The sequence below is a fragment of the Streptomyces albofaciens JCM 4342 genome (assembly GCF_008634025.1).
GTDB lineage: Bacteria > Actinomycetota > Actinomycetes > Streptomycetales > Streptomycetaceae > Streptomyces > Streptomyces albofaciens.
Genome location: NZ_PDCM01000001.1, coordinates 3,790,490 through 3,815,065, shown reverse-complemented (window position 1 = coordinate 3,815,065; position 24,576 = coordinate 3,790,490). Strand labels below are relative to the sequence as shown.

General features: G+C 72.7%; 17 protein-coding genes. 11 read left to right on the top strand and 6 right to left on the bottom strand.

Going from position 1 to position 24,576, the window contains the following annotated elements; genetic code table 11:
- Positions 1-36 precede the first annotated feature (36 nt).
- The gene (locus tag CP973_RS17115; protein ID WP_150241643.1) at positions 37-666 is read right to left on the bottom strand and encodes a GNAT family N-acetyltransferase; all 630 of its coding nucleotides are present in this window, start codon (positions 664-666) and stop codon (positions 37-39) included.
- 364 nt (positions 667-1,030) lie between these two features.
- Between CP973_RS17115 and CP973_RS17110 the strand changes: the two genes are divergently transcribed.
- The 8 genes from CP973_RS17110 to CP973_RS17075 all read left to right on the top strand — a co-directional run bounded on the left by CP973_RS17110 (position 1,031) and on the right by CP973_RS17075 (position 13,074).
- On the top strand, positions 1,031-2,701 hold the full coding sequence (locus tag CP973_RS17110; protein ID WP_208853199.1) for an ArnT family glycosyltransferase: 1,671 nt from the start codon (positions 1,031-1,033) through the stop codon (positions 2,699-2,701).
- Between the two features lie 139 nt (positions 2,702-2,840).
- Complete coding sequence (locus tag CP973_RS17105; RefSeq protein WP_150241641.1) at positions 2,841-3,506, top strand: GntR family transcriptional regulator; 666 nt, start codon at positions 2,841-2,843, stop codon at positions 3,504-3,506.
- A 237-nt stretch (positions 3,507-3,743) separates the two neighbouring features.
- Positions 3,744-6,056, top strand: a complete 2,313-nt coding sequence (locus CP973_RS17100; protein WP_244409551.1) for a collagenase — start codon at positions 3,744-3,746, stop codon at positions 6,054-6,056.
- A 332-nt stretch (positions 6,057-6,388) separates the two neighbouring features.
- Complete coding sequence (locus CP973_RS17095; protein ID WP_425281973.1) at positions 6,389-8,032, top strand: APC family permease; 1,644 nt, start codon at positions 6,389-6,391, stop codon at positions 8,030-8,032.
- 91 nt (positions 8,033-8,123) lie between these two features.
- Positions 8,124-9,656: a type III PLP-dependent enzyme domain-containing protein gene (locus CP973_RS17090; RefSeq protein WP_150241637.1), complete on the top strand. Its 1,533-nt coding sequence runs from the start codon at positions 8,124-8,126 to the stop codon at positions 9,654-9,656.
- Positions 9,653-10,999 carry a pyridoxal-phosphate dependent enzyme gene (locus tag CP973_RS17085; protein WP_150241636.1) on the top strand — a complete coding sequence of 449 codons (1,347 nt, stop codon included), beginning with the start codon at positions 9,653-9,655 and terminating at the stop codon, positions 10,997-10,999. Before CP973_RS17090 ends, CP973_RS17085 begins: the two co-directional genes overlap by 4 nt.
- A 5-nt stretch (positions 11,000-11,004) precedes the next feature.
- On the top strand, positions 11,005-12,216 hold the full coding sequence (locus CP973_RS17080) for an aminotransferase class V-fold PLP-dependent enzyme (protein ID WP_150241634.1): 1,212 nt from the start codon (positions 11,005-11,007) through the stop codon (positions 12,214-12,216).
- A 99-nt stretch (positions 12,217-12,315) separates the two neighbouring features.
- Positions 12,316-13,074, top strand: a complete 759-nt coding sequence (locus tag CP973_RS17075) for a class I SAM-dependent methyltransferase (RefSeq protein WP_150241633.1) — start codon at positions 12,316-12,318, stop codon at positions 13,072-13,074.
- Between the two features lie 102 nt (positions 13,075-13,176).
- On the opposite strand, the gene CP973_RS17070 is transcribed toward CP973_RS17075, so the two are convergent.
- Positions 13,177-13,977 (bottom strand): VOC family protein, encoded by an 801-nt coding sequence (locus CP973_RS17070; RefSeq protein ID WP_150241631.1) that lies wholly within the window; start codon positions 13,975-13,977, stop codon positions 13,177-13,179.
- A gap of 87 nt (positions 13,978-14,064) precedes the next feature.
- Complete coding sequence (locus CP973_RS17065; protein WP_150241630.1) at positions 14,065-14,814, bottom strand: SigB/SigF/SigG family RNA polymerase sigma factor; 750 nt, start codon at positions 14,812-14,814, stop codon at positions 14,065-14,067.
- A gap of 445 nt (positions 14,815-15,259) precedes the next feature.
- Here CP973_RS17065 and CP973_RS17060 point away from each other — a divergent pair, with 445 nt between their 5' ends.
- Together CP973_RS17060 and CP973_RS17055 are read left to right on the top strand one after the other, a co-directional pair.
- Positions 15,260-17,359, top strand: coding sequence for a catalase (locus CP973_RS17060; RefSeq protein WP_150241628.1), 2,100 nt, complete (start codon positions 15,260-15,262; stop codon positions 17,357-17,359).
- 98 nt (positions 17,360-17,457) lie between these two features.
- Positions 17,458-17,658 carry a hypothetical protein gene (locus CP973_RS17055; protein WP_150241626.1) on the top strand — a complete coding sequence of 67 codons (201 nt, stop codon included), beginning with the start codon at positions 17,458-17,460 and terminating at the stop codon, positions 17,656-17,658.
- On the opposite strand, the gene CP973_RS17050 is transcribed toward CP973_RS17055, so the two are convergent.
- From CP973_RS17050 to CP973_RS17040, 3 genes are all read right to left on the bottom strand, one after another.
- On the bottom strand, positions 17,622-18,842 hold the full coding sequence (locus CP973_RS17050) for an amidohydrolase (RefSeq protein ID WP_150241624.1): 1,221 nt from the start codon (positions 18,840-18,842) through the stop codon (positions 17,622-17,624). The genes CP973_RS17055 and CP973_RS17050 overlap by 37 nt on opposite strands.
- A gap of 504 nt (positions 18,843-19,346) precedes the next feature.
- Positions 19,347-20,489, bottom strand: coding sequence for a baeRF2 domain-containing protein (locus tag CP973_RS17045; protein WP_150241622.1), 1,143 nt, complete (start codon positions 20,487-20,489; stop codon positions 19,347-19,349).
- Positions 20,490-20,860: 371 nt separating this feature from the next.
- Entirely contained in the window at positions 20,861-22,567 is a 1,707-nt protein-coding gene (locus CP973_RS17040; protein WP_150241620.1) for an ABC-F family ATP-binding cassette domain-containing protein, read from the bottom strand.
- A 526-nt stretch (positions 22,568-23,093) separates the two neighbouring features.
- Here CP973_RS17040 and CP973_RS17035 point away from each other — a divergent pair.
- Positions 23,094-24,569 (top strand): amino acid permease, encoded by a 1,476-nt coding sequence (locus CP973_RS17035; RefSeq protein ID WP_150243680.1) that lies wholly within the window; start codon positions 23,094-23,096, stop codon positions 24,567-24,569.
- The last annotated feature ends 7 nt before the right edge of the window (positions 24,570-24,576 follow it).

The window sequence follows — 24,576 nt, the reverse complement described above, 5'->3', positions numbered from 1 at the left end:
GACGTCAAGGCCGGTGGACGTCAGGGCTCGTGAACGTCAGGGCCGGTAGACGTACTCCGCGAGCGTCGCGTGCCGCTTCCACCCCAGCGTCTCGTACAGCGCACGCCCGGCGTCGGTCGCGCCGAGGACGCCGAGGACCGCGCCCTTAGCCACGGCGCGGTCGGCGAGCGTACGCATCACGAAGCCGCCGAGCCCGCGCCGCCGGTGGGTCTCCTCCGTCACCACCCGGTCCACGACCACGGCTTCCCCGAGGGCCGCCATCTGCCCTTTGGCCGCCTGCTCACCCGCCGCGTCCAGTACCCGTACGCAGGTGACGGCGCCCACGGTCTCCACGGCCGCTGTGTACCCCTGGGGTACGACCGGGCACGTGGCCGTCAGGTCGACGGCCATCAGGTGCCCGTCCTCCTCCCGCACCCACCCCTGGGGCAGCCAGGAACCGGTCCCGTCCGACCGCGCGGGCATCTTCATCCATGTGCGCGGCGCGGACACCGAGGCAGCGGCGCCGCGGACCAACGCCTCCTCGGTCCGCGGCAGGACGTGGCGTCCCACTTCGCCGGGGCTGCCGGGCACCTCGATGTAGAGCCCCCAGGGCGTCGCGACCGGCGGGGGTGTCCCTCGGGACACGGCCCAGCCCGCCGCCCAGATACCGACCAAGTTCTCAGCCATCGCGCTTCCCCCGTAGCAATGAAAGCGCCAACCGTCGCGTAAGTGGCGCTAGTTATGAGCACACGTTACATCGCCGCGGAGTCAGTGATCGATGTTTTCCCGGCGCAGACACCCCGCAGCAGCCTGCCCCGGACGCCTCGCACAGCCGCTCGTACAGCGTCCGCCGTACGGCCCGCACCCCCGGACGACCGCCCGCCGCCCCGGCATTGTCCGGAGAGCCGGGCCGCCCGCCCCGCTGAGCAGCGCGGTCATCTCCCGGACAATTCCCGGACAATCGCCTCCCTTGTCCGTCCCGCCACAGGGGACGACCATCGGCGCGGACGTCCCGCCCCGACCGCACCCGTGACCGGGAGGCCCCGTTGCCATGCCCGCATCATCAGTCCCTTCGGCCCCGTCCCCGCCGTCCACCGCCGCCACCGCGACCCGCGCGTCGCGGCGAGCGGCGGTCCGCCGACGCCCGCGCCGCCGCTGGGAGTTGTGGCGCTCCCCCGGCGGCCAGCCACCGTGGGCGCGCCCCGCCCTGCTCGCCGTCGCCGCGTCGGCCGCGCTGCTGTACGCGTGGAACCTCGTCGGCAGCGGGCTGGCCCCGTACTACTCGGACGCCGCCCGCAGCATGACCGGGAGCTGGAAGGCGTTCCTCTTCACCGCCCTGGACCCCGCCGCCACGGTCACGCTCGACAAGATCGGCGGCTTCCTCTGGCCGCAGGCCCTCTCCGCCCGCGTCTTCGGCTTCCACGACTGGGCGCTGACGCTGCCGCAGTGCGTCGAGGGCGTCGTGTCCGTCCTGGTCATGTACCGCGTCGTACGCCGCTGGCAGGGCCCCGCGACCGGCCTCCTGGCGGCCGGGCTCTTCACGCTCACGCCTGTGGCGGCCTCGATGTTCGGCCATGCGATCCCCGACGCGTCCCTGATCATGTGCCTGGTGCTGGCGGTGGACCAGTACCAGCGGGCCGTGCAAGGCGGGCGGCTCGGAGCGCTGGTGCTCGCCGGGGTCTGGGTGGGGCTGGGCTTCCAGGCCAAGATGATGCAGGCATGGCTGATCGTGCCCGCGCTCGCCGTGGGGTACCTGCTCGCGGCGCCGGTCACGCTGCGCAGGCGGCTCGGCCATCTGCTGACCGCGGGGGCGGTCATGGGCGCGGTGTCGTTGTCCTGGGTGCTGCTGATGACGTTCACGCCCAAGGACGTCCGTCCGCAGGTGGGCGGCAACTCGGGCGACAGCGCCTTCTCCATGGTCTTCGACTACAACGGCTTCGGCCGGTTCGGGCAGTCCGGCAACGGCGCCGCCTTCGGCGCGGACGGAAACTCGAAGCCCGCCGGCGGCGGCGCCGCACAGAGCGGCAGGCGCGGCGGCATCGTGGCTTCGGACCCGGAGAACAACCGCCCGCACAAGCTGGTCGGCGAACGCCTGGTACGGCAGATCGGCTGGCTCTACCCGCCGGCCCTGCTCGGCCTGGTCTTCGGCCTGGCCCGCAGCCGCGGACGCCCCCGTACGGACCGGACGCGCGCCGGATACGTGATGTGGGGCACCTGGCTGCTGACCACGGCGGCGGTACTGAGCGCCGTACCCGTACCGCACACGGCGTACGTGGCGGGACTGGCCCCGGCGCTCGCGGCCCTGAGCGCGGCCGGGACCGTCGCGCTGTGGCGCGCTCACCGTACGGAGCGCGGCAGCCGCGCCGCCCGCCTCGCCCTGCCCGCGGCCGTCGCGGCGCAAGCGGCCTGGGCCGGGCATCTCGCGGCCGGGCAGGCGGACTTCGCGCCGTGGCTGACGCCGCTCGTCGCGGCGGCCGGACTGCTCGGCGTTGCGGCACTCGCCGTCGCGGTGCTCGTCCCCCGGCTCCGGACGCGCCGCCGTCGGCTCGGCACCCTCGGCCTCGCCGCCGCATGTCTCGCCATGTTCGCCGCCCCGGCCACCTGGTCGCTGTCCGTACTGGACAAGCGGTACGGCGGGTCGTCGTTCGACGCCCACGCGGGGCCCTTCGGTTCCGAGACGCGGGGCAGCTTCGAACTGAAGGTACGGCCGACACCCCCATAGCCGCCCCGGCCTCACCGGCCACCGGGCCGCATCCCGGCACGCCCGGGCACATCCCCTGTCGCGGCATCACCTTGTACGCTGGGCCCCAGTTCACGCCGGGTACGCAGACGCCCGTCGAGGGGCCCAGCCAGGGGGCGATGTGCAGCACCTCGGACCGATCACCGGCCAGGAGCGGCTGCGCGACCGGGCCGCCCACGCGCTGCGTGCCGCCCTGATCGCCGGTGAACTCCGCCCCGGCACCGTGTACTCCGCCCCCGCGCTCGCCGCCGGGTTCGGGATCTCGGCCACGCCCGTGCGGGAGGCCATGCTCGACCTGGCGCGCGAGGGGCTGGTCGAGCCGGTGCGCAACAAGGGCTTCCGGGTCACCGAGGTGAGCGAGCGCGACCTGGACCAGTTCGCGGAGATACGGGCCCTGATCGAGGTGCCGACCGTGGGACGGGTGGCCCGCACGGCCTCCCGCGGGCAACTGACCGCGCTGCGCCCGCTCGCCGAGGAGATCGTCGCCGCCGCGCGGGCCCACGACCTGATCGGCTACCTGGAGGCCGACCGCCGCTTCCACCTGGACCTGCTCGCCCTCTCCGGCAACGCCCGGCTCGTCGAGACCGTCGGCGACCTGCGCAAACGATCCCGCCTGTACGGCCTGACCGGTCTCGACGAGCGCGGCGAACTGCTGCCCTCGGCGCAGGAACACCTGGAGCTGCTCGACCTGGCGCTGGCGGGCGACGCCGAGGGGGCGCAGGCGTGCATGGCGCGGCATCTCGGGCATGTGAGGTCGCTGTGGGCGCGTACGGTGCCGGAGCGGTGAAGGAACGACGGAGGGGACCCGGGCGCGCGTCCGGGGCACAGCCCTGAACAGCCCGGGCACCGAAACCCGTGGCCGACGGGTTGTCAGTGCAATGTCACATTACTAGGTTACGGGGCGCGCCGCGGCCCGGCGGACGGCTCAACTCCCGCTCGGCACGCGGTGGTTGATGTCGCGCGGCTCCGCACGTGCCCCCCCACCCCCTCTACCCAGGAGCAGCCGGTGTTTCCGTTACGCACTGTGCGCAAGGGTCTGCTGAGCGCCGTTCTTTCGGTGGGCCTCCTCCTTCCCGCGGCGCAGGCCGCCCACGGCGCGGCGCCCGGCCGGCCGGCCGACGTCGCGCCGGCGGCCGGCCCCGACGGCGGCCCGGCGGACCGGCGGCACGACACCGACCGGGCCGACCGGTTCGCCGACGCGCCGCGGCCCGCGGCCCGGGACCTGCCGCCCGGCAACGGCCGCGTGCCGCGCGGCCGCACCCCCGGCGACCTGTCGGGAAGCGCTCCCGACGGCCACCGCCCGGGCACCGCTCCCACCTGCACCCTCGACGCCCTCACCCGCCTCGGCCCCGAAGCCCTCGCGGACTTCCTCACCGATCCGGCCGTCACCGCCGAGGGCTGTCTGCGCGGGCTGATCTGGACCTGGGACGCGCGGCTCGCCCCGGTCATGTCGCAGCCGCACGTACAGGCCGTCGCCCACCGGATCAGCGCGCTCGCGCCGCAGCACGACGGCACCGACGCCACCCACCTGTACGAGCTGTTCACCTATCTGCACGCGGTCGTGTACCACGACTTCTCGCGTGCCGAGATCGACGTCACGGACGCCCCGACGGTCGAGGCGATGCGGGCGGCCGTGGCCGCGTACGGAACCGCGCCCCGCACCTTCGAGCCGACCCGGCACAACGCCGGGACGCTGCGCGAAGCCCTCACCACCGCGAGCGCTCCGGGGCTGCGCCAGCACCAACTTCCGCTGGTGAGACGGGTACTGGCAACCATGGGCCCCGGCAAGCCGACCGCCACGGACCCGATGTGGGGCGGTGCCGCCCTCGCCGCGCTCACCGTCAACTACCTCGGCGTGTACCCGGGCAACAACGACACGGCCTTCCGGGCCGCGGTGACCGCCGACGCCGCGTACCGCGCCGACTTCCGCGCCTTCTCCGGCCACACCCATCTGAAGGGCACGGCCAACGCCTGGGCGGTGCGCGACGCGCTGGGCGAGTACGGCCGCTTCGGACAGATCGACGCCCTCAAGACTTCCATCGTGAGCGACCTCGGCGGCCTGCTCACCGTCACCGAGGCCAACTTCGGCCGCCGCAGCGCCCCGTGGGCCGGGGTGGCGGGCTGGCTGAACTTCTTCGGCGACTGTGCGCGGTACGGCGTCTGCCGGGCGCAGCTGGAACGCGAGATCTTCCCGCACACGTACACCTACGACCAGGGCACCCTGGAGGTGCGCACCGCGCTGGACCGGGCCACCGTCGACCAGCTCTACTACGCGAGCAAGCAGGTCAAGGCGCAGTTCTTCCGGGTGCTCGGCACGGACGTGCCGCTGGCCGGCGACACCAACACCACGCTGCACGTCCACCTGTACGCCTCGCGCGCCGAGTACGAGATCATGCACCCGCTGCTGACCGGCATGGGCACGGACAACGGCGGCGTCTACATCGAGAACGGCGCCACCTTCTACACCTACCAGCGGCGCGTCCCGCAGGACTCCTCGCTCACCCTCGAAGAGCTGTTCCGGCACGAGTACACCCACTACCTGAACGGCCGCTGGGCCGTGCCGGGCAGCTTCGGCGAGGGGCCCTGGTACACCGGCGACCTGACCACCGCGATGGACGAGGGCACCGCCGAGTTCTTCGCCGGGAGCACCCGCGACGACGGGGTGAAGGTGCGCAAATCCCTGGTCAAGGGCGTGATCGCGGACACCGCGAACGGCGGTCCCCGAATGAGCGTCGACCGGCTGCTGCACGCCACGTACGCCGGTGACGGCTTCCGCTTCTACGACTACGCCGGGACGTTCTTCGAGTTCCTGTGGCAGCAGCGGCCGTCGCTGCTGCGGGAGATGTACGGCTACCAGCGCGCCGACGACCCGAAGGGGTTCGACGCCTGGCGGACCCGGCTGGGCGCGGACGGCGGGCTGCAGCGCGCGTACGACGCCTTCCTCGACGCCCAGATCCCGAAGGCCGACGATCTGTACGTGCCGCGGACCGCCTTCACGCCCAACGGGTCGCTGCGGTTCGCCGAGGCGTCCGAGGTGCGGGCGGCCTTCACCCGGGCCACGTACATCACCCCCGTCTGTACGGGCACCGGAGAGCCGGCCGGGCGGTCCCGCTTCACCTGCACCGGCCGGATCACCGCCCACCTCTCCGACGCCCGCGACCCGGACCGGGTCTTCGCCGACATGTCGGAGACCGTCGACTACTTCCTGCTGGACCGGGCCGGTGCCGCCGCCAACAACCTCGCCGACATGAACTGCTCCTTCGGGGCCGTGGACGTCTGGTCCGACGGCCGGGCCGGGAGCGCGTCCTTCGCCTGCGAGGGTCCGCTGCGCAGCTGACCGGGCGGTGCGGCGGGGCGCGGTGTGTCGGTGGCCGCGCCCCGCCGCACCCCGCCGCACGGCACCGTACGACGCCCGGCCGACTGGCTGGCCGACCGGCCGGCCGCAGATTTCATACAGCCGTCATCTTCTTCCTTTCCGGCGGGCGAGTCACCCTGTGACCGCCCGCCATCTCCCGCCATCAGGGCAGATATCGGGCACTCCGCCACCGGACATATCGGTCTCCCACTCCCCGTCCGCGCGTGGTGACGTGCGCTTTTTCGGCCATGGAGCGGCAGAATCCGCATGCGGACGGTCATGAGCCGTCGGTAACGGAGCAGGAAGGAAGTTCGGTGTCGGAACGTCAGGTGACGGATGAGGTCGATGGGGCCGGTGCGCCAGTGGTGCTGGCGCAGGAGCGCCGATTGCGCCGTGACCTGGGGTTCTGGGGGCTCACCTCGATCGGGTTCTCCAACATCGTGGGGTCCGGCTGGCTGTTCGCCGCCCTGTACGCGGCGCAGACGGCGGGACCCGCGTCGCTGCTCTCCTGGATCGGCGCCGGCCTGCTGTGCGCGCTGGTCGCCCTGGTCATGGTCGAGCTGGGCGCGTCGCGGCCCGAGGGCGGCGGTACGGTCCGCTGGCCGCTGTTCGCCAGTGGCCGGCTGGTCGGCACGCTGGTGGGCTGGTCGGTGCTGCTCTCAGTGGGCGGCACCGCGGCCGAGATCAGCGCGATCATGCAGTACGCCGCGCACTATGTGCCGGGCCTCTACAGCGGCCACACCCTCACCCTGGCCGGGGTCGGGGTCGCCGCCGCGCTCAGTGTGGTCCTGACGGCGCTGAACTGGTACGCGGTGCGGCTGTTCGCACGGCTGAACAACCTGGTCTCGGTGTTCAAGATCGCGGTGCCGGTGATCACCGTGATCGCGCTCGTCGCCTCCGGCTGGCACGAAGGACGTCTGACCGACCACGGCGGCTTCGCCCCGTACGGGTACGCCGCCTGCCTGACCGCGCTGGCCGGCGGCGGCATCGTCTACTCGGTCAACGGGTTCCAGGCGCCGCTGGACTTCTCGGGCGAGGCCCGCAATCCCCGCAAGACCATTCCCGCGGCCGTCCTGACCGGCATCGCCCTGGCGGTCGCCATGTACCTGGCCCTCCAGGTGGCGTTCCTGTTCACCGTCCCCGAGAACCTGCTCGGCGGCGGCTGGAAGGGTGTCTCCTTCGACTCCCCCTTCGGACAGCTGGCCCTGATCCTCAACCTCCACTGGCTGTCCAGCCTGCTGTACGCGGACGCGGTGATCTCCCCCGGCGGCTCCGCGTTCGTGGGCGTGGCGATCAACGCCCGGCACACCTACGCACTCGCGAAGAACCGCACCCTCCCCCGCTACTTCATGGCAGTCAACGAGCGGTTCGGCGTGCCGCGCCGGGCGCTGGTGATCAATCTCGCGGTGATCGTGGTCTTCCTGCTGCCGTTCGGGGGCTGGCAGGACATCGTCAGCGTCATGGGCAACATGTACCTGCTGATCTACGGGGCGTCCGCGGTCGCCGCGGCGGTCTTCCTCGCCGACCCCGGGAGCACCACGTCCGGCTGGGTGCCGGGCCTGCGCTGGATCGCGCCGGTGAGCTTCGTGGTGGCCGGCGAGTTCGTGTACTGGTCGGGCTGGCACAACCTGCGGCTGGCACTGCCGCTGGTCCTCGGCGGGCTGCTGATCTTCCTGGCCATGCGGCGTTCCGGGGACGGCGCGGCGGACTCCGTGGGCGACCGGGACGGTGCCGGACGACGGCTGCCCCTGTTCACCGAACTGCGTACCGGCGCCTGGCTGGTGGTGTACCTGGGGGCGCTGACCGTGCTGTCCTGGCTGGGCAGCTTCGGGGGATCCGGCCGGCTGCCCGCTCCGTACGACTCGCTGACCGTGGCGGTGTTCGCGCTCGCGGTGTTCTTCTGGGCCGTGCGGTCCGGCGTCCGGCACCTGGCGGAGTCCCGGACCGCCTCCGGGTGAGGGACCGTACCGGCCGCCCGCCGCGGCCGGTACGCCCGGCCGGTTCCGCGTACGAGGTGGCCTCGGGTCCGTACCGGGGGAAGTATTCCGTATGGACGTTCCCTTGTACCTGGAACCGCGGTTGGAGTCCCGGCTGGTTTCCCTGCTCCGCGCAAGGACGTTTCTCCATACGCTCGCCGGCGGACTCGGCTCGCCGCTGAACGTGCTGCTGCCGGACCGGATCGCCGAGAACCTCGCCGCCTTCCGGGCCGTCTACCGGCGCCACCACCTCAGCGGCGGCATCCACTTCGCGCACAAGGCGAACCGGTCCAGCGCCCTGGTGCGGCGGCTCGCGGCCACGGACGCGGGGATGGACGTGGCGTCCCTCGGCGAACTCCAGCACGCGCTGGGGTCCGGGTTCGCACCGGACCGGATCCTGGCGACCGGGCCGAAGAACACCGCGTTCCTGTGGCTGGCGGCCCGTTCCGGCGCCACCGTCCACGTCGACGGCCCCGGGGAACTGGACGAACTCGCCACGCTGGTGCGGGACCACCACCTCCCCCGCGTCCGCGTCCTGCTGCGGCTCTCCGGCTTCCGCGCCCCCGGCGTCAGGCTGCTCACCCGGCAGAGCCGCTTCGGTACGGCCGAAGGCGACCTGGACGGCCTGCTCAAGTCGGTCGAACGGCACGGCGACGCGGTGGAGCTGACCGGGGTGGGCTACCACCTCGACACCACCAGCCCGGCCGAGAAGGCGGTCGCCCTCGAAGGGTGCGTCAAGGCCCTGGACACGTGCCGCGCCCGGGGCCTCACGCCGCGTGCCGTGGACATCGGCGGCGGCTTCGGCACCGACTACCTCGCCGACGGCGCGCAGTGGCAGCGCTACACCACCGAGCTGACCAACGCCGCGCTGGGCACCCGCCCGCCGATGACCTGGCGCCGCCACACCTACGGCCTGCGCAACGAGAACGGCACCCTGCGCGGCGCGCTCGCCCTCTACCCCGCCCACCGCCCGGCCGCCGGCGCCCAGTACCTGGACGAACTCCTGTCGCTCCCCGCCCCCTCGCTGGGCCGCCCGCTGGCCACCCTGCTGCTGGAGAACCTGTACGAGCTGCACACCGAGCCGGGCCGCGCCCTGGTGGACCAGTGCGGGGTCACCCTGGCGCGGGTGCTTGAGGTACGCCGTACGGAAGCCACCGAGGGTGAGCCCGCTGCCCGCGGCCGTACGGCCCCCGACCACCTCCTCGTACGCCTGGACGCGAACGCCGACGACATCGGCCTGGAGGAGCACGGCGTCCTCGTCGACCCCGTCCTCGTGCCGCGTACCGCGCGGCCGGTCCCGGACGGCGGCCCGGTGGCGGTCTACCTCGCGGGCAACCTGTGCCTGGAGGCCGACATGATCACCCGGCGCGCGGTCCATCTGCCGGCCGCGCCGCACCCCGGTGACCTGCTGGCGTTCGCCAACACCGCCGGTTACTGCATGGACTTCAGCGCCGACGAGGCGCAGCGGCAGCCCGTCGCCCGCAAGGTCGCCGTATGGCAGGAGGGGGCGGCGGACGGACCCGGCCAGGAGGACGCGCCCTGGCGCTGGTGCCTGGACGAGCAGTACTGGCCGCACCTATCCCGCCGGACGAAAGGGACTGCATGAGGTTCGAGCGCATCACCGACGCCATCGGCAACACCCCGCTCGTACGCATCGATCCGTCCGTCCACGGCCTGCGCACCATAGATCTCTACGCGAAGCTGGAGATGCTCAACCCGTTCGGTTCGGTCAAGGACCGGGCGGCCTGGAACATGGCACGCCAGGGCCTGGCCACGGCCGCGGACGAGGGCCGTACCGTCGTCGAGCTGTCCAGCGGCAACACGGCCAAGGCGCTGGCCGTGCTCGCCGGGATGCACGGGGTGCCCTTCAAGACCGTCACGAACCGCATGCGCATTCCGGAGGTCAAGGACCTCCTCCTGCTGCTGGGCGCGGAGGTCGAGGAACTGCCGGGGCAGACCGAATGCCTCGACCCGACCAACACCGACGATCCGCTCACCCAGTTCCACCAGGCGCTCAGCGAACCGGACGGTGCCTATCTGTACACCGACCAGTACTACAACGACCGCAATACGCAGGCCCACGTGGAGGGCACCGGGCCGGAGATCGTCAAGGACCTGGACGGCCGGGCCCCGGACTGGTTCATCGCCTGTGTGGGGACGGCCGGCTCGTCCACCGGGGTCGCCCGGGTGCTGCGCGAGCACGATCCGCGGGTGGGCGTCGTCGGGCTGGTGTCGCACAAGGCGGACTTCGTGCCGGGCATCCGCACCATCGACGAGGTGCAGGAGGTCGGCCTGTTCGACCCGGGCACCTACGACACCCTCGCGTCCGTCACCGTCGACGAGGCGCTCGACGGCATGCTGACGCTGGCCCGGCGGTGCGGCATCCTGGCCGGGCCGACCAGCGGGGCCGCGTACTTCGGCGCCGTACGGTACCTGCGCGAACTGGACGCGGCGCCGGCACCCGGCCCGGAACCGGACCGGCCCGCGGAGCGCCGGACCGCGGTGTTCATCGTCTGCGACCGCATCGAGAGCTACCTCGGGTACGTACGCCAGCGCCGCCCCGAGCTGCTGGGCCGGCCGCCGCAGCCGAACTCCCCCGCCACGCTGACCGACGCCGAGGTGCGCGCGGCGCCGGACATCGACGTCGAGGGCGCCGAGCGCTGGATCGAGCGCGAGCGCCCGCTCGTCGTGGACCTGCGCAGCCCGTTCGCCTACGCCGCGCTGCACATCGCCGGGTCCGTCAACATCGTCGACGAGCTCTTCGGCGAACTGGTCCGCGGCGGACTGCCGTTCAGCAAGAGCCGCCCGGTGCTGCTGGCCTGCCCGGTCGGTGAGCAGTCCGCCCGGTACGCCGCGCTGCTCACCCGGATGGGCCATCCTGACGTGCGCAGTCTGCGTGGCGGGATCATCGCCTGGCGCGACGCGGGCGCCCCGCTGGTACGGGAGTGAGGCCGATGACCACGATGGACGTTCCCGCCACCGCGGCGCTGGAGGAGCTGCGCGGCTGGCACACCGCCGTCCGCGCCCAGTTCCCGATCATCACCGGCGCCCCGCACCTGGCCTATCTGGACAGCGCCGCCACGACGCAGAAGCCGCAGGCGGTGCTGGACGCCGTGCAGCACTACCTCACCACCGGCAACGCCAACGCCGGACGCGGCACCTATACCTGGGCCAACCGGACCACGGCGCTGGTCGAGGAGACCCGGCAGCGGGTCAAGGAGTTCCTCGGCGACCCGGCGCCGGAGCGCTCCGGGGTGCACTTCGTCAGCGGGGCGACGGCGGGGCTGCGCGCCGTCGCGCGGGACTGGCTGGCCGGTCATCTGTCGGACGGGGACGAGATCGTGGTCCCGCTCGCCGATCACCAGGCGAACATCGTCCCGTGGCTGGAGGTACGGGACCTGCTCGCGCGGCAGGGGGTGCGGATCCGGGTCCGCCCGATGCCGTACCAGGCCGGTTCCGGCGACTACGATCCGCAGGCCCTGGCCGAGCTGGCCGGGCCGCGGACCCGCTTCGTGGCGGTCACCCACGTCCACCACGTCTACGGCGGTGACATGAACGTGCACCGCATCCGCCGCGCGGTCGGCCCCGAGGTGCCGATCTGCCTGGACGCGGCCCAGAGCGTCGGCCACATCCCCGTGTCGCTGGCGGACCTGGACGTGGACTTCGCCGTCTTCTCCGGGCACAAGGCGCTGGCGCTGCCCGGCTCCGGCGCCGTGTGGGCCCGCAACGCGCGGGGCCCGGTGTTCGAGCCCGGCGGGTGGGACGGCAGCCCGAACACCACCGGCATCCGCAGCCTGCGGGCCGCGTTCGACTGGCTGGACACCGTCGGCACCGATCGCGTCGAGCGGTGGACCACCGCCCTGGCCGCCCGGCTGACCGAGGGGCTGCGCCGGCTGCCCGCGTACGAGGTGCTGGGGTGCCGGCGCAGCCTGGCGGCCGACGCGGACGTCCAGCGGCGCCGGGGCATCGTCACCTTCCGGCACCACGCCATCGCCTCGGGCGACCTGGGCTTCGCCCTGTTCGACCACGGCTTCATGGTCCGCTCGGACAGCCTGTGCCAGGGCAGCGGGGGTGAGCGGCAGCACTCGGTCCGGGTGAGCCTGCACGCCTACAACGCGCCGGAGGAGATCGACCGGCTGCTGGACGTGCTGGCGTCGTGCGCCTGACCCCTTTGGAGTGACAGAACGTGTTTGGAAACCGTTTTCACCTGTAGGTTGAGAACCGCCCGGCGGACAGGTGCGAGACGGTGAAGGTGACGCGACCGGATGGGACTGAGTGTGGCCACGGCCGCGCGATGGGTGCGGCGGTGGGAACGGCAGCAGCAGCGGTACGCGATCGACCGTGAGGAGCGCTTCACGGTCGTCGCGGACGCCGTCGAAAAGGTGACTGCGCATCAGGAACGCGTGTGCGTCCTGGACTTGGGGTGCGGGCCCGGGTCGCTGGCCGCGCATCTCGCCCGGCGGCTGCCCGGCGCGGACATCGTGGCCGTGGACAAGGACCCCGTGCTGCTCGCGCTCGGGCAGGCCCACCACGGCGACGCGGTGCGCTTCGTCGAGGCGCCGGTCGGCGCGCCGGGCTGGACCCACGCGCTGGGCCTGGACCACCCGCTCGACGCGGCCGTTTCCTCGACGGCGCTGCACTGCCTCGCGCCGGACGCGCTGCGCCGCGCGTACCAGGACCTCGCCGGTCTGCTGCGGCCCGGCGGCGTGCTGGTCAACAGCGACCGGTTCCACGGCCCGGCGGGCGACCGGGCGGCGGAGGTCGCCGTACAGGTCGGGCTGCGGCGGGCCGAGCGGCAGCGGACGGCCTGCCGCGAGGACTGGGCGTCCTGGTGGGCCGCTGCCGCCGCCGACCCGGAGCTGGCCGACCCCTTCAGCGCCCGCCGCGCGCGGCACACGCCGCACCGCACGCACAACGGCCTGCCGCTGGCCCACCACATACGGCTGCTGCGCCGGTCCGGGTTCCGGCACGCCGGGCCGGTCTGGCAGTTCGGTGAGGACGCGGTGCTGGTCGCGGTCCGGTAGCGGGCGCGGGCGCGGTCCGGTAGCGGGCGCGGTCCGGTAGCGGGCGCGGTCCGGTACCGGTAGCGGGCGCGGTCCGTACGGGCCGTGGGTCAGCGGACCCGGTCAGCTCTGGAGGCCGATGATGTGGAAGAGGGTCCCTTCGGGGTCGCGCAGCTCGGCCACCGATCCCTGCGAGGTGCGTTCCGCCTTGGACTCCACCCGGCCGCCGAGCTCCTTGGCGGTCTCGACGGCCTCCTCGACGTCCGGCACCTGGAAGTGGATGTTCCAGCGCGGCCGTACCTGCGGGTCGGCCGCCGCCTCGATCGCACCGCCGTAGAGCCCCACCGCGTCCCGGCCCTCGAAGCTGAGCACCACCCGCTCGTCCTCCCAGCGCACGTCGAAGGGGGTGGCGGTGTCCTCCTCGCTGAGCCACTCGAAGAGGTCGCCGTAGAAGCGCGCCGCGTCGAAGGCGTCGCGGGTGCGCAGCTCCACCCAGACCGGCGCGCCGGCACCGGCCGGCATCAGGTCGGTCTGCGGGGTGTTCTCGCGGCACTCCCACAGGCCGAAGCGCGCGCCGGCGGGGTCGGCGGCCAGTGCCAGCCGGCCCGCGTCGAAGTCCAGCGGGCCGATGGCGACCGTGCCGCCGCGTTCGCGGACCCCGTTCGCGGCGTCGTCCGCGTTGCGGGTCCCGAAGTACGTGGTCCACGAGTTGGGCAGCTCGGTGTGGCGGGCGGCCGCGCTCAGCCCCGCCACCGCCGTGTCGCCGGCCATCGCCCGTACGTACGGGCCCCACCGGTCCGGTCCGGCCTCGAACCGCCAGCCCAGCAGTGGTCCGTAGAAACGCGTCGCGACGTCGAGGTCCCCCGTCAGGAGGGTGGCCCACGACGGCACCCCGGGAACGAACGTCATCTGGCAGTCGCCCATGTAAAGCCGGCCCTTCTCCACCTTTGTGTCCAGAACTGCTACTGCGGTCCTACCAGGAAAGGCAGGACCGCATGTCATTTCAGCGGCTCATGCCGCGACCGAACTGGCGGGCGCCTCCGGACCGGTGCCGTCGGCCTCCTCGCGAATGCGGGCGCAGGTCCGCTTGATGAGGCGGCACACGTGCATCTGGGACAGCCCCAGTTCCTCGCCGATCCGGCTCTGTGTCATATCGCAGAAGAAGCGCATGTACAGAATGCGGCGTTCCCGCTCCGGCAGGCCGCGCAGGCCGTCGCGCACCGTTTCCCGGGCCAGCACCAGTTCGTACTGCGGCTCGGTGAAGCCGATGCTGTCACGGAGCGCGAAATCGTCGTCGGCGCCCGGCCGCTCGGCGTCCAGCGAAAGGGTCTTGTAGCTTTCGATGGCCTCCAGGCCGAGGACGACGTCCTCGGTGGAGAGCCGGGTGCGTTCGGCGATCTCGGGCACCGTCGGGAACCGGCTGTCGGAGGCCGCCGCCAGTTCGCGCACGGCGAGGCGTACGGCATTGCGCAGTTCCTGGACGCGCCGCGGTACGTGCACGCCCCAGGTGCAGTCCCGGAAATGCCGCTTGACTTCCCCGACGATGGTGGGGATGGCGTAACTCTCGAATGCGCTGCCACGCTCCGGGCGGTACCCGCCGATGGCCTTCACCAAGCCCAGCGCGGCGACCTGTTTCAGATCGTCCATGCTTTCCCCGCGGTCGCGGAACCGCAGGGCGAGACGTACGGCCATCGGCAGCCAGGCACGTGTCAGTTCGTCCCGCAGCCGCCGCTTCTCCGGGCCCTCGGGCAGTTCTGCCATGCGCGTGAAAACGGCGTTCGTCTCCGCTGCGTCCGGCGTGTCCGGAAAGGCTCGTCGGCGTCGCGACGGAGCCGTGGCGGCTGTGCTCACGGGATCCACTCTCCCAACGGACGCGGGGTCTGGGCGTCGTCACCGAGACGGCGGAAGCACACCGAGCGGAGCGCACAAGCTTCCCCGACGCCCGGCCTGACCAGGCATTCGGCACACGCCCAACGTCTGCATCACGAGCATAGGACGATTCGGGCCGCCCCGCCCCCGGAGACCGCACGCGTCGCTACGACCCGTTCACCGACCGGCGAGAAACACATGTTTGGGTAACCGGCCGACCGGTTACCCAGCCCGGCGGAGTGCCGTCGCGGCAATGCGGGGCGCGGCGTGCGCGAAATCGCCGTGCGGGCGTCAGCACGTTTCCGTACGTACAGGGCAGACAAGGAGCAGGAATCCGATGGCCGACCCGAAGCAAGAACAGCGTGACCGCTTCCGCGCCGAGGACCCGGCGTCCGGGCCGATGACGACCGACCAGGGCGTGACGGTCGACCACACCGACGATTCCCTCCAGGCCGGTGAGCGCGGCCCCACTCTGATGGAGGACTTCCACTTCCGGGAGAAGATCACCCGCTTCGACCACGAGCGGATCCCGGAACGTGTGGTGCATGCCCGCGGAGCGGGTGCGTACGGCTACTTCCAGCCGTACGAGTCATGCGCGGAATTCACCCGCGCGGCGTTTCTCCAGGACCCGTCGGTGAAGACGCCGGTGTTTGTCCGGTTCTCCACCGTGCAGGGGCCGCGCGGCTCCGCGGACACGGTGCGTGACGTGCGTGGATTCGCCACGAAGTTTTACACGTCGGAGGGCAATTACGACCTGGTGGGGAACAATTTCCCGGTCTTCTTCATCCAGGACGGCATCAAGTTCCCCGACTTCGTGCACGCGGTGAAACCGGAGCCGCACAACGACATCCCGACGGGCGCCTCGGCGCACGACACGCTGTGGGATTTCGTCTCGCTCCAGCCCGAGACGCTGCACACGATCATGTGGCTGATGTCCGACCGGGCCATCCCGCGCAGCTACCGGATGATGCAGGGCTTCGGCGTGCACACCTTCCGGTTCGTCAACGCGCAGGGTCAAGGCACCTTCGTGAAATTCCACTGGAAGCCGAAGCTGGGCGTGCACTCCCTGGTGTGGGACGAGGCCCAGGAGACCCAGGGCCGGGACCCGGACTTCAACCGCCGCGACCTGTGGGACACCATCGAGGCCGGCGCGTACCCCGAGTGGGAGCTGGGTGTCCAGCTCGTGCCGGAGTCCGAGGAGCACGACTTCGACTTCGACCTGCTGGACCCCACCAAGATCATTCCGGAGGAGCAGGTCCCGGTGCGGCCGATCGGGCGGATGGTGCTCAACCGCAACCCCGACAACTTCTTCGCCGAGACCGAGCAGATCGCGTTCCACACGGCGAACGTCGTGCCGGGCATCGACTTCACCAACGACCCGCTGCTCCAGGCCCGCAACTTCTCCTACCTGGACACCCAGCTGCTGCGCCTGGGCGGCCCGAACTTCGCGCAGATCCCGGTGAACCGGCCGGTGGCACCGGTCCGCAACAACCAGCGCGACGGCTTCCACCAGGACGAGATCCACCGGGGCACCAACTACTTCCCGAACTCGCTCGGCGGCGGCTGCCCCGCGCTGGCCGACCCGGACGACCCGGCCTTCCGGCACTACACCGAGCGGGTGGACGGCCGCAAGATCCGCCGCCGCAGCCCCAGCTTCGACGACCACTACACCCAGACGGCGATGTTCTGGCACAGCATGGCCGACTGGGAGCAGCAGCACATCGTCGACGCCTTCCGCTTCGAGCTGGGCAAGGTGGGCGCGAAGGAGGTCCGCGCCCGGACGGTCGAGCAGCTGTCGTACGTCGACCACGCGCTGGCCGTCGCGGTCGCCGAGGGCATCGGCGTACCCGCGCCGCAGGAGCGCCCGAACACACCGCGGCCGGCCCCCTCCCCCGCGCTGAGCTTCGAGAACAACCGCGGGGACGGTTCGATCAGCACCCGCCAGATCGCGGTCCTGGTCTCCGACGGCGTGGACGCCGCGCAGACGATCGCGGTCCGCGACGCGCTGACCGAGCAGGGCGCGATCGTGGAACTGATCGCCCCGCAGGACGGCACCGTCACGGACAAGGACGGCAGCACCCTCGCGGTGGACCGGGCGCTGCCCACGGTCGCCTCGGTGCTCTACGACGCGGTGCTGCTGCCGCCGGGCGGCCTGGACTCCGGCAACGCGGCGGCCGACGACGCGGCCGCGCGGTTCGTCCGCAGCGCCTACCGCCACGGCAAGCCGATCGGCGCCCTGGGCGCGAGCGTCGCCAAGCTGGCCGGGATGCTGCCGGGCGAGCTGCGCACGGCGGCCGAGGGCGACTCGACGGTCGCCGAGTCCGGCATCGTCACCGACCGCCTGCCGGCCGGCACGACGGCGCAGGACTTCACCGGCGCCTTCGCCGAGGCGGTGGCCGCCCACCGGCACTGGAACCGCCCGGCGCTGCCCAGCTGACACCGGGAACCGCACAGGCCACCGGTCACGGGCCGGGTCCGCACCAAGCGCGCGGGCCCGGCTCGGCCCCGTTCGGACGCACGAGAGAGGACCGCCCCATGGGAAACGACCGCAAGCACACCGACTCCGCCGCCGATGAACTGGTCAAGGAGTTCGAGGACGCCGAGCTGGACGTCACGGAGGAGCCGGACGAGGACGAGCGGGTCGGCAAGGAGGGGGACACCTTCTCCACGAACCTGGAGGAGCAGCAGAACGCGGCGGGTCACCCCGGGGGCGAGCCCGCCGACGAGGGCCGGTAGCTCCGTTCCCGGTGGGCCCGGGTGATCCGGGCCCGCTCGGCCGGGTCGGTGGCCAGGTCCGCGGCGGTGCGGGCCAGGGCGAGGGCGGCGTCCAGTACGGCGCGGTCGGCCCGCTCGCCGACGCCTGCCTCGGCGAACTCGGCCGTGTGCGGGCGGGCCGGGCAGCCCAGGCCGATGGTGGGGTGGATGGCGGGCAGGACCTGGCTGACGTTGCCCATGTCGGTGGAGGCGCCGATGGAGACGGCGGGCTCGGGCGTACGGCCGAGTGCCCGTACGTGCCGGGCGTAGGTGTCCCCGAGCCAGGCGTCCTGCCGCAGGTCGGCGTAGGCGGCGGCCGGTTCGGTCAGCGTGAGCTCGCACCCGGTGGCCACCGCGCCCGCCTCGAAGCAGGCCCGTACGCGCGGCCACAGCGCCTCCAGTTCGTCCAGGGTGTCGGCGCGCAGCTGCCAGCTCATCTCTGCCCGGGCGGGAATGATGTTGGTGCGGTCCCCGCCGTGCGTGACGATGCCGTGCATCCGTACTCCGTCGGGCAGTTGCTGGCGCAGCAGGGCCAGCGCGGTCTGCGCGACCACACACGCGTCGGCCGCGTTCAGCCCGTCGTAGGGGGCGATGGCCGCGTGCGCGGCGCGCCCGCGGTATTCCGCCCGCACCCCGCGCGAGGCACGGGACGTACCGCCGAAGTCGTCCGCCGGTCCGGGGTGCACCATCATCGCGAACGACACGTCGTCGAAGGCCCCGGCCCGCAGCAGGTAGATCTTGCCGCCGCCGCTCTCCTCCGCGGGTGTGCCCAGTGCCTTCACCCGCAGGCCGAGGTCGTCGGCGACCGCCGCCAGGGCGATGGCGGCGCCCGCGCCCGCGGCGGCGATCAAGTGGTGCCCGCAGGCGTGGCCGAGGTCCGGCAGCGCGTCGTACTCCAGGCACAGCCCCACGGTCAGGTCCGCGCCGGGCGGCCCCGCGGTGGCGGTGAAGGCGGTGGGCAGCCCGGCCGTCCCGCGTTCCACGGTGAGGCCCGCGTCCGCCAGCAGCGCGGTGAGGGCGTCCGCCGCGTGGTGTTCGGCGAACGCCGTCTCCGGGTGGGCGTGCAGGTCACGGGCGAGGTGCAGCAGACGCCCGGCGACGGCGTCGAGCCGGGCGCGGAGCACGTCGTCGGACGCGGGGGCGGATACGGGGGCGGTACGGGCCACGGTGAACCTCCCTGTCGGTAACGCTCGGCCCCAGCTTCGCAGGCACCGCGTGCGTCTCACCCGTACGGCACCGGAACCGCCCCTCCCTGATGCGCCGCGCGCCTTCTGGGGCGGACGCGCCGCGGCGCCCGGTGTGCGCCCGGTTTCCGCGACCGGGCGCGGAATGTGCGCCCTGTGCGGGCCGGCACGCCCGCTCCTAGCCTGCGAGCGTGGGCCACAGGAGGATGAGCGAAAGGAAGGTCGAGTTGTCGCGACGGTCTGCACCCAGGCCGAGTCCCAGCCGGTCGAGGTGACCCCGGCCCCTATGGCTCCACCCGACCAGCTCGGCCCCGTCTGCCGGGGCGGCCCTGGACCCGACGGCCGGCCCCGGCGGAAGGAGCGGTCCACCGCCTGTCACGCGCTCCTGTCGCCGTCTCCGGCACGCGCTCGCGCATGACGAGAACCGGTGCGCCGAGCAGCGAGGGGAAACTGCCCGGCGCACCGGTCTACGGACCGGAGGTCCGCCTACTCGTGCCGGGTGGGCGTGCTCCAGCGGAGGATGGCGCCGAGGCCGCCCGCGGGGGCCTCGGCGGGGTCGCGTACGACGACGGCCTCGGCCCCGGTGGCGGCGGCCGAACGGAGCAGCGCGTCGTCCGCGCGCGCCGCGGCCGGGTTCGTCTCGCCCAGGTACTGGAGTTCGGTGCCCCGGACCGCGAGCTGGTCGGGGCCGGGCCCCACCCAGACCTCGCGGCCGGTGTCGGCGCCGCCCGGGGTGAGGATCAGGGTGTCGATGCGGTGTTCGCGCGCCGCTTCGATGAGGGCCGGTACGCCGGACGCGGCGTACGCGGCGTCGGTGCCGCCGACGTCGGCGCCCGCCCGGAAGCGGTTCAGCACGTCCGTGACGTGGTCGTGCTCGAAGCCCGCGCGGACGTGCGCGATGTCGCGTGCCAGCCGGGTGCTGTCGGCGCCGGCTGCCCGGCCGCCGTGGTCGGTCTCGAAGGCCACCGTGCGCAGCTGCTCCGGAAGCCTGTCGTGGACCGAGCGGCGTTCGCGCGGGTCGCCGGCCAGGAGCATGACCTGGGCGCCGCAGCTCTCGAAGACCCGCTGGGCGGCCTCGGCGATCTCACCGGCGTTCTGCTCCCAGGTGTTCTCGACCGCGGTCTGGAAGTGCCGTTCGGACCAGTCGGCCGTGGCGGTGCGATGGATCGGCCAGTCCAGGCCCTCGACCGTACCGGCGTCCAGGGCGCCCTGGTCGCTGTGCAGCGCGAAGTCGGCTCCCTCCCGGTCCACGTAGACGACCAGGCACTTGACGTCGTCCGCCGCGGCCTCGGCCCACGGAGTGATCCGGGGCAGCGGCGACCAGCTCGCGAACGACCGGGCGGGGCGGCCGGAGAGCGGCGCGTCCAGGACGACCTCGCCGCCGGTGGCGAAGACGGCCCGTCCGGGCAGGTCGGCCGGTTCCCCGTCGGCCCGCCCGTTCGCCAGGGTCGCGCGCACCGCGTCGCAGGTGGCCCGGTCGGCGCCCTGCTCCGCGAGCTGTCGGGCCGCCGCGTCCGCCGAGAGTTCCCGCTGCTTGGCCGCGTCCTCGGTGCTGTGCGGGATTTCGGCGTACACGGAAGCCCAGGGGCCCGGCCGGTCGATGATCGGTTGAAGGAGCGAGAGGTGCATGGCGCTTCCTCCTAGGAATTCGCGGGTCGCCGACTGACGGTCGTCACAGCCTTGCCGGTGCTGTCCTGACGGTGTTCCGGGTGCCCGGTTCTGAGCGGTTTCAACGTGTACGGACGGTTGTCCTGTGGTCCGTGTGTCCCCGGGGCCACCGTCCGGCCCGTCGGCACGCGTGCCCGTCCACCGCGTCGTCATGCCACGCCGTCACGGGACCGGTCGCCCCTTCGCCCTTTCCTCGCTGGTTACAGACGGGCTTCCCCTCCACTGTCGGCCCTCGGGCCGGAGGGCGCACCCCGGAGCGCGCCCTCCCCTCCCGTCACGGGTCTCCACCGTGACGAGCCCCTGCGTTCCGGGCCGGTGCCCGGGCGCGGCTCTCAGCGGCTGCCGGCGGCCTCCTCCCGTACCGCCCGGCCGCCGTCCAGCTCCAGCGTGCGCCCGCGGAACCCGCGCCGGAAGCGACGGTCGTGGGAGACCACGACCACCGCGCCGCGATAGGCCGACAGCGCCTCCTCCAGTTCCTCGACCAGACCGAGGGCGAGGTGATTGGTCGGCTCGTCCAGGACGAGCAGGTCGGCGGGGCGCGTGACCAGGCGCGCCAGCTCCAGCCGGCGCCGCTGGCCCACGGACAGGGCCGCCACCGGCACCGTCAGGTCGTCCTCCCGGAACAGGCCGAGCGAGAGCAGCGCGGGCGCGTGTTCGTCGGGCGGGCCGGGCAGCCCGGCGGCGAAGGCGGCCAGCAGGGACCGGCGGGACGGTACGACGGACGGTTCCTGCGGCAGGTAGCCCGTCCGGGCCGGGCGGCGCACGGTGCCCGTGTCGGGGCGCAGGTCCCCGGCCAGCACGCGCAGCAGCGTCGTCTTGCCCGCCCCGTTCGGGCCGGTGACGAGCAGGCGCTCGCCGGGCGCGACGGTCAGCCCGTCGAGGCGCAGGCGGTCGCCGACGGTGATGCCGGTCAGTTCGGCCAGGAGCCTGTCCGCAGACTCGCCCCTCTCGTTTCCCGACCCGTCCGTGCCCCCGCAGCCCGTCGCGCTTCCCGGCCCGTCCGGGTGTCCGCACCCCTCCACGTGCCCGGCCTCGTCCGTGTACGTGCTCAGCTCCGCGCCGAACCGGAGCGGTACGGGAGGCGGCGGCACCGGGTGGCGCCGGAGCCGGGCCAGCCGCTGCCTGGCCGCCCTGACCTGGCCGGACAGCTTCGCCTCGTGGGAGCGGCGGTGTTTGCCGAAGCCCTCATGGGGGTCCTTGCCGGTGCCGGCCAGACGGCGGCCGGCCGATTCCGCCAGCTCGGCGGTCCGGGCCACGTCCGCGCGCCACTCCTCGTGGTCCTGCGCCCAGCGGCGGCGGGCCGCGGCCTTCGCCGTGCGGTAGCCCTGCCAGCCGTCGCCGTAGCGGGTGACGGTGCGCAGATCGCGGTCGACTTCGAGGATGTCCGAGGTCACCGCTTCGAGCAGTTCCCGGTCGTGGGTGACGACGACCAGCGTGCCGCGATGGGCCTTCAGATGGGCCTCCAGCCAGGCGGTGGCCTGCTGGTCGAGGTGGTTGGTCGGCTCGTCCAGCAGCAGGAGTTCGGGGGCGGCGGCCAGGACGCAGGCGAGCGACAGTCGCGCCCGCTCACCGCCGGAGAGCGAGCCGAGCGTCCGGTCGCGGGTGAGGTGTGCCAGGCCGAGGCCGTGCAGGGCGGCGTCCACGCGGGCGTCCGCCTGGTAGCCGCCGCGCTCCTCGTACGCGGTCAACAGCTCGCCGTAGGCGTCGAGTTCGTCGGGTCTGGCGGTGGCCAGGGCGGCTTCCGCCAGCCGTATCCGGGCTTCGAGGCCGCGCAGTTCGGCGAGGGCGGCGTCGACGGCGTCCTGGACGGTGTCGCCCGGGTCGAGGTCCGGGGTCTGGCCGAGGTGGCCGACGCCGCCGGGGAAGGACACGGTGATCTCGCCCGTGTCCGGTTGCGCGTCCCCGGCCAGCAGCCGGAGCAGGGTGGACTTGCCGGAGCCGTTGTCCCCGATGACGCCGGCTCTGCCGCCGGGGCGCACGGTCAGTGACACCTGCTCCAGTACGGCGCGGTCGCCGTAGGCGAGGGAAACGTCCTTCATGGTCAATTGGGCGCGAGGGCGCACGGGAAATCCCTGGGTACGTCATGGCCGCGCCGTGCGCCGTCGGGCACGGGGGCCGGATTCCGATATGAGGCCGGGGCGCAGCACGGCGGTACGCGCGGCTGCGGGGAGAAAGTGACCGGGAATCGACGCGGCGGCCCGGCAGGTGTCGCTGCACGGGCGGCGGGCGTCGCCGTTCCTGCGGTGGGACGGCCGGGATCAGCCGTCCGCGGTCACGCCCGGACTCAGAGGAAGTAGTACCAGGAAGCCATGGGCCCACTGTAACCGACGGACGCGGCGGGCGAACGGGAATATCCGCGCCGTGGCGCGGTCACCGGGCGTTGTCCGCCGGTCCCGCGGCGTCCCGGCATTCCGGGCGGCGGTCCCAGTATTTGAGACGCCGGAGCGTTACGTTGCGAGGACGCGGACGCCTGACGGAGACTCCGACCGGGAACGCGTACGACCGTTCCCGTACCCCTTGAGAGAGTTCGGAATACCCACCGTGAGTCTGCTGCGCAAAAAGCCTTTGGAGCGAGCCGTCAAGGAGGCTCGCGGAGAAGGCGAACAACGCCTTCGCCGGGATCTTTCCGCTCTGGATCTGACCATCCTCGGGGTCGGTGTCATTCTCGGCACCGGAATCTTCGTGCTCACCGGTACGGTGGCCCGGAACATGGCCGGGCCCGCCGTGGCGCTCTCCTTCGTCGTCGCCGCCGCGGTCTGTGCCTGCGCGGCGCTGTGTTACGCGGAATTCGCCTCCTCGGTGCCGGTCGCGGGCTCCGCGTACTCCTACTCGTACACGGCGCTCGGCGAACTGCCCGCCTGGATCATCGGCTGGGCGCTGAGCCTGGAACTGACCCTGGCGACGGCGGTGGTGGCGGTCGGCTGGTCCGGCTACTTGCAGTCGATGCTCAACAGCGTCGGACTGCACCTGCCCGCCGCGCTGAGCGGCGGCGACGACGCCGTGCTGAATCTGCCCGCGGCGCTTCTCGTGCTCGTGCTGGGGGCGGTGCTCGTCGTCGGCGGAAAGCTGTCGAAGGGTGTCACCAATGTGCTGGTCGGCATCAAGTTCGCGATTGTGCTGCTGGTCATCGTCGCCGGGCTGTTCTTCATCGACACCGACAATTACCACCCCTTCGTTCCGGAGGCCCAGCACACCGCGAAGGTCTCCGGCCTCCAGGCCCCGCTATTGCAGCTGCTGACCGGCATCACCCCGACGGCATTCGGTGTCGCGGGAATTCTCAGCGCCGCCGCGATGGTGTTCTTCGCCTACATCGGTTTCGACATGGTGGCGACCTCCGCGGAGGAGACCCGCCGCCCGCAGCGCGATCTGCCCATCGGCATCATCGCCTCGCTGGTCGTGGTCACCGTGCTCTATGTCGCGGTGTGCCTGGTGGTCACCGGAATGCAGCACTATTCAGAGCTGTCGGTGAAGGCGCCGCTGGCCGACGCCTTCACCGCGAAGGGCCATCCTTTCTTCGCGACGGTCATCAGTCTGGGCGCGGTGGTCGGGCTGGCCGCGGTGAGCCTGATCTGCTTCCGTTCGCAGAGCCGGGTGATCTTCGCGATGGCCCGGGACGGGCTGCTGCCGAAGGCGCTGTACAAGGTCGATCCGAAGCACGGCACCCCGAAGATCAACCTGGTGGTGCTCTCGGTGATCATGGCGGCGCTGGCGGCCTTCATGAAGTTCGACGTGCTCGCCGAGATGGTCAACATCGGCACGCTGTTCGCCTTCGCCGCGGTCTCGGCCAGCGTGCTGATCCTCCGCCGCACCGCGCCCGACCTGCCCCGCGCCTTCCGCACGCCGTGGGTCCCGTTCATCCCGCTGGTCTCGCTGCTGTGCTGCCTCTACCTGATGCTCAACCTCCAGCTGATCACCTGGGTCGGCTTCCTGGTCTGGCTCGCGGTGGGCCTCGCGCTGTACTTCGGGTACGGGCGGCGCCACAGCAGGCTCGCCGAACGGACGCCGGAGGCGGCCGAGCAGGCCGGCGCCACCGTGTCGTAGCCGCCCC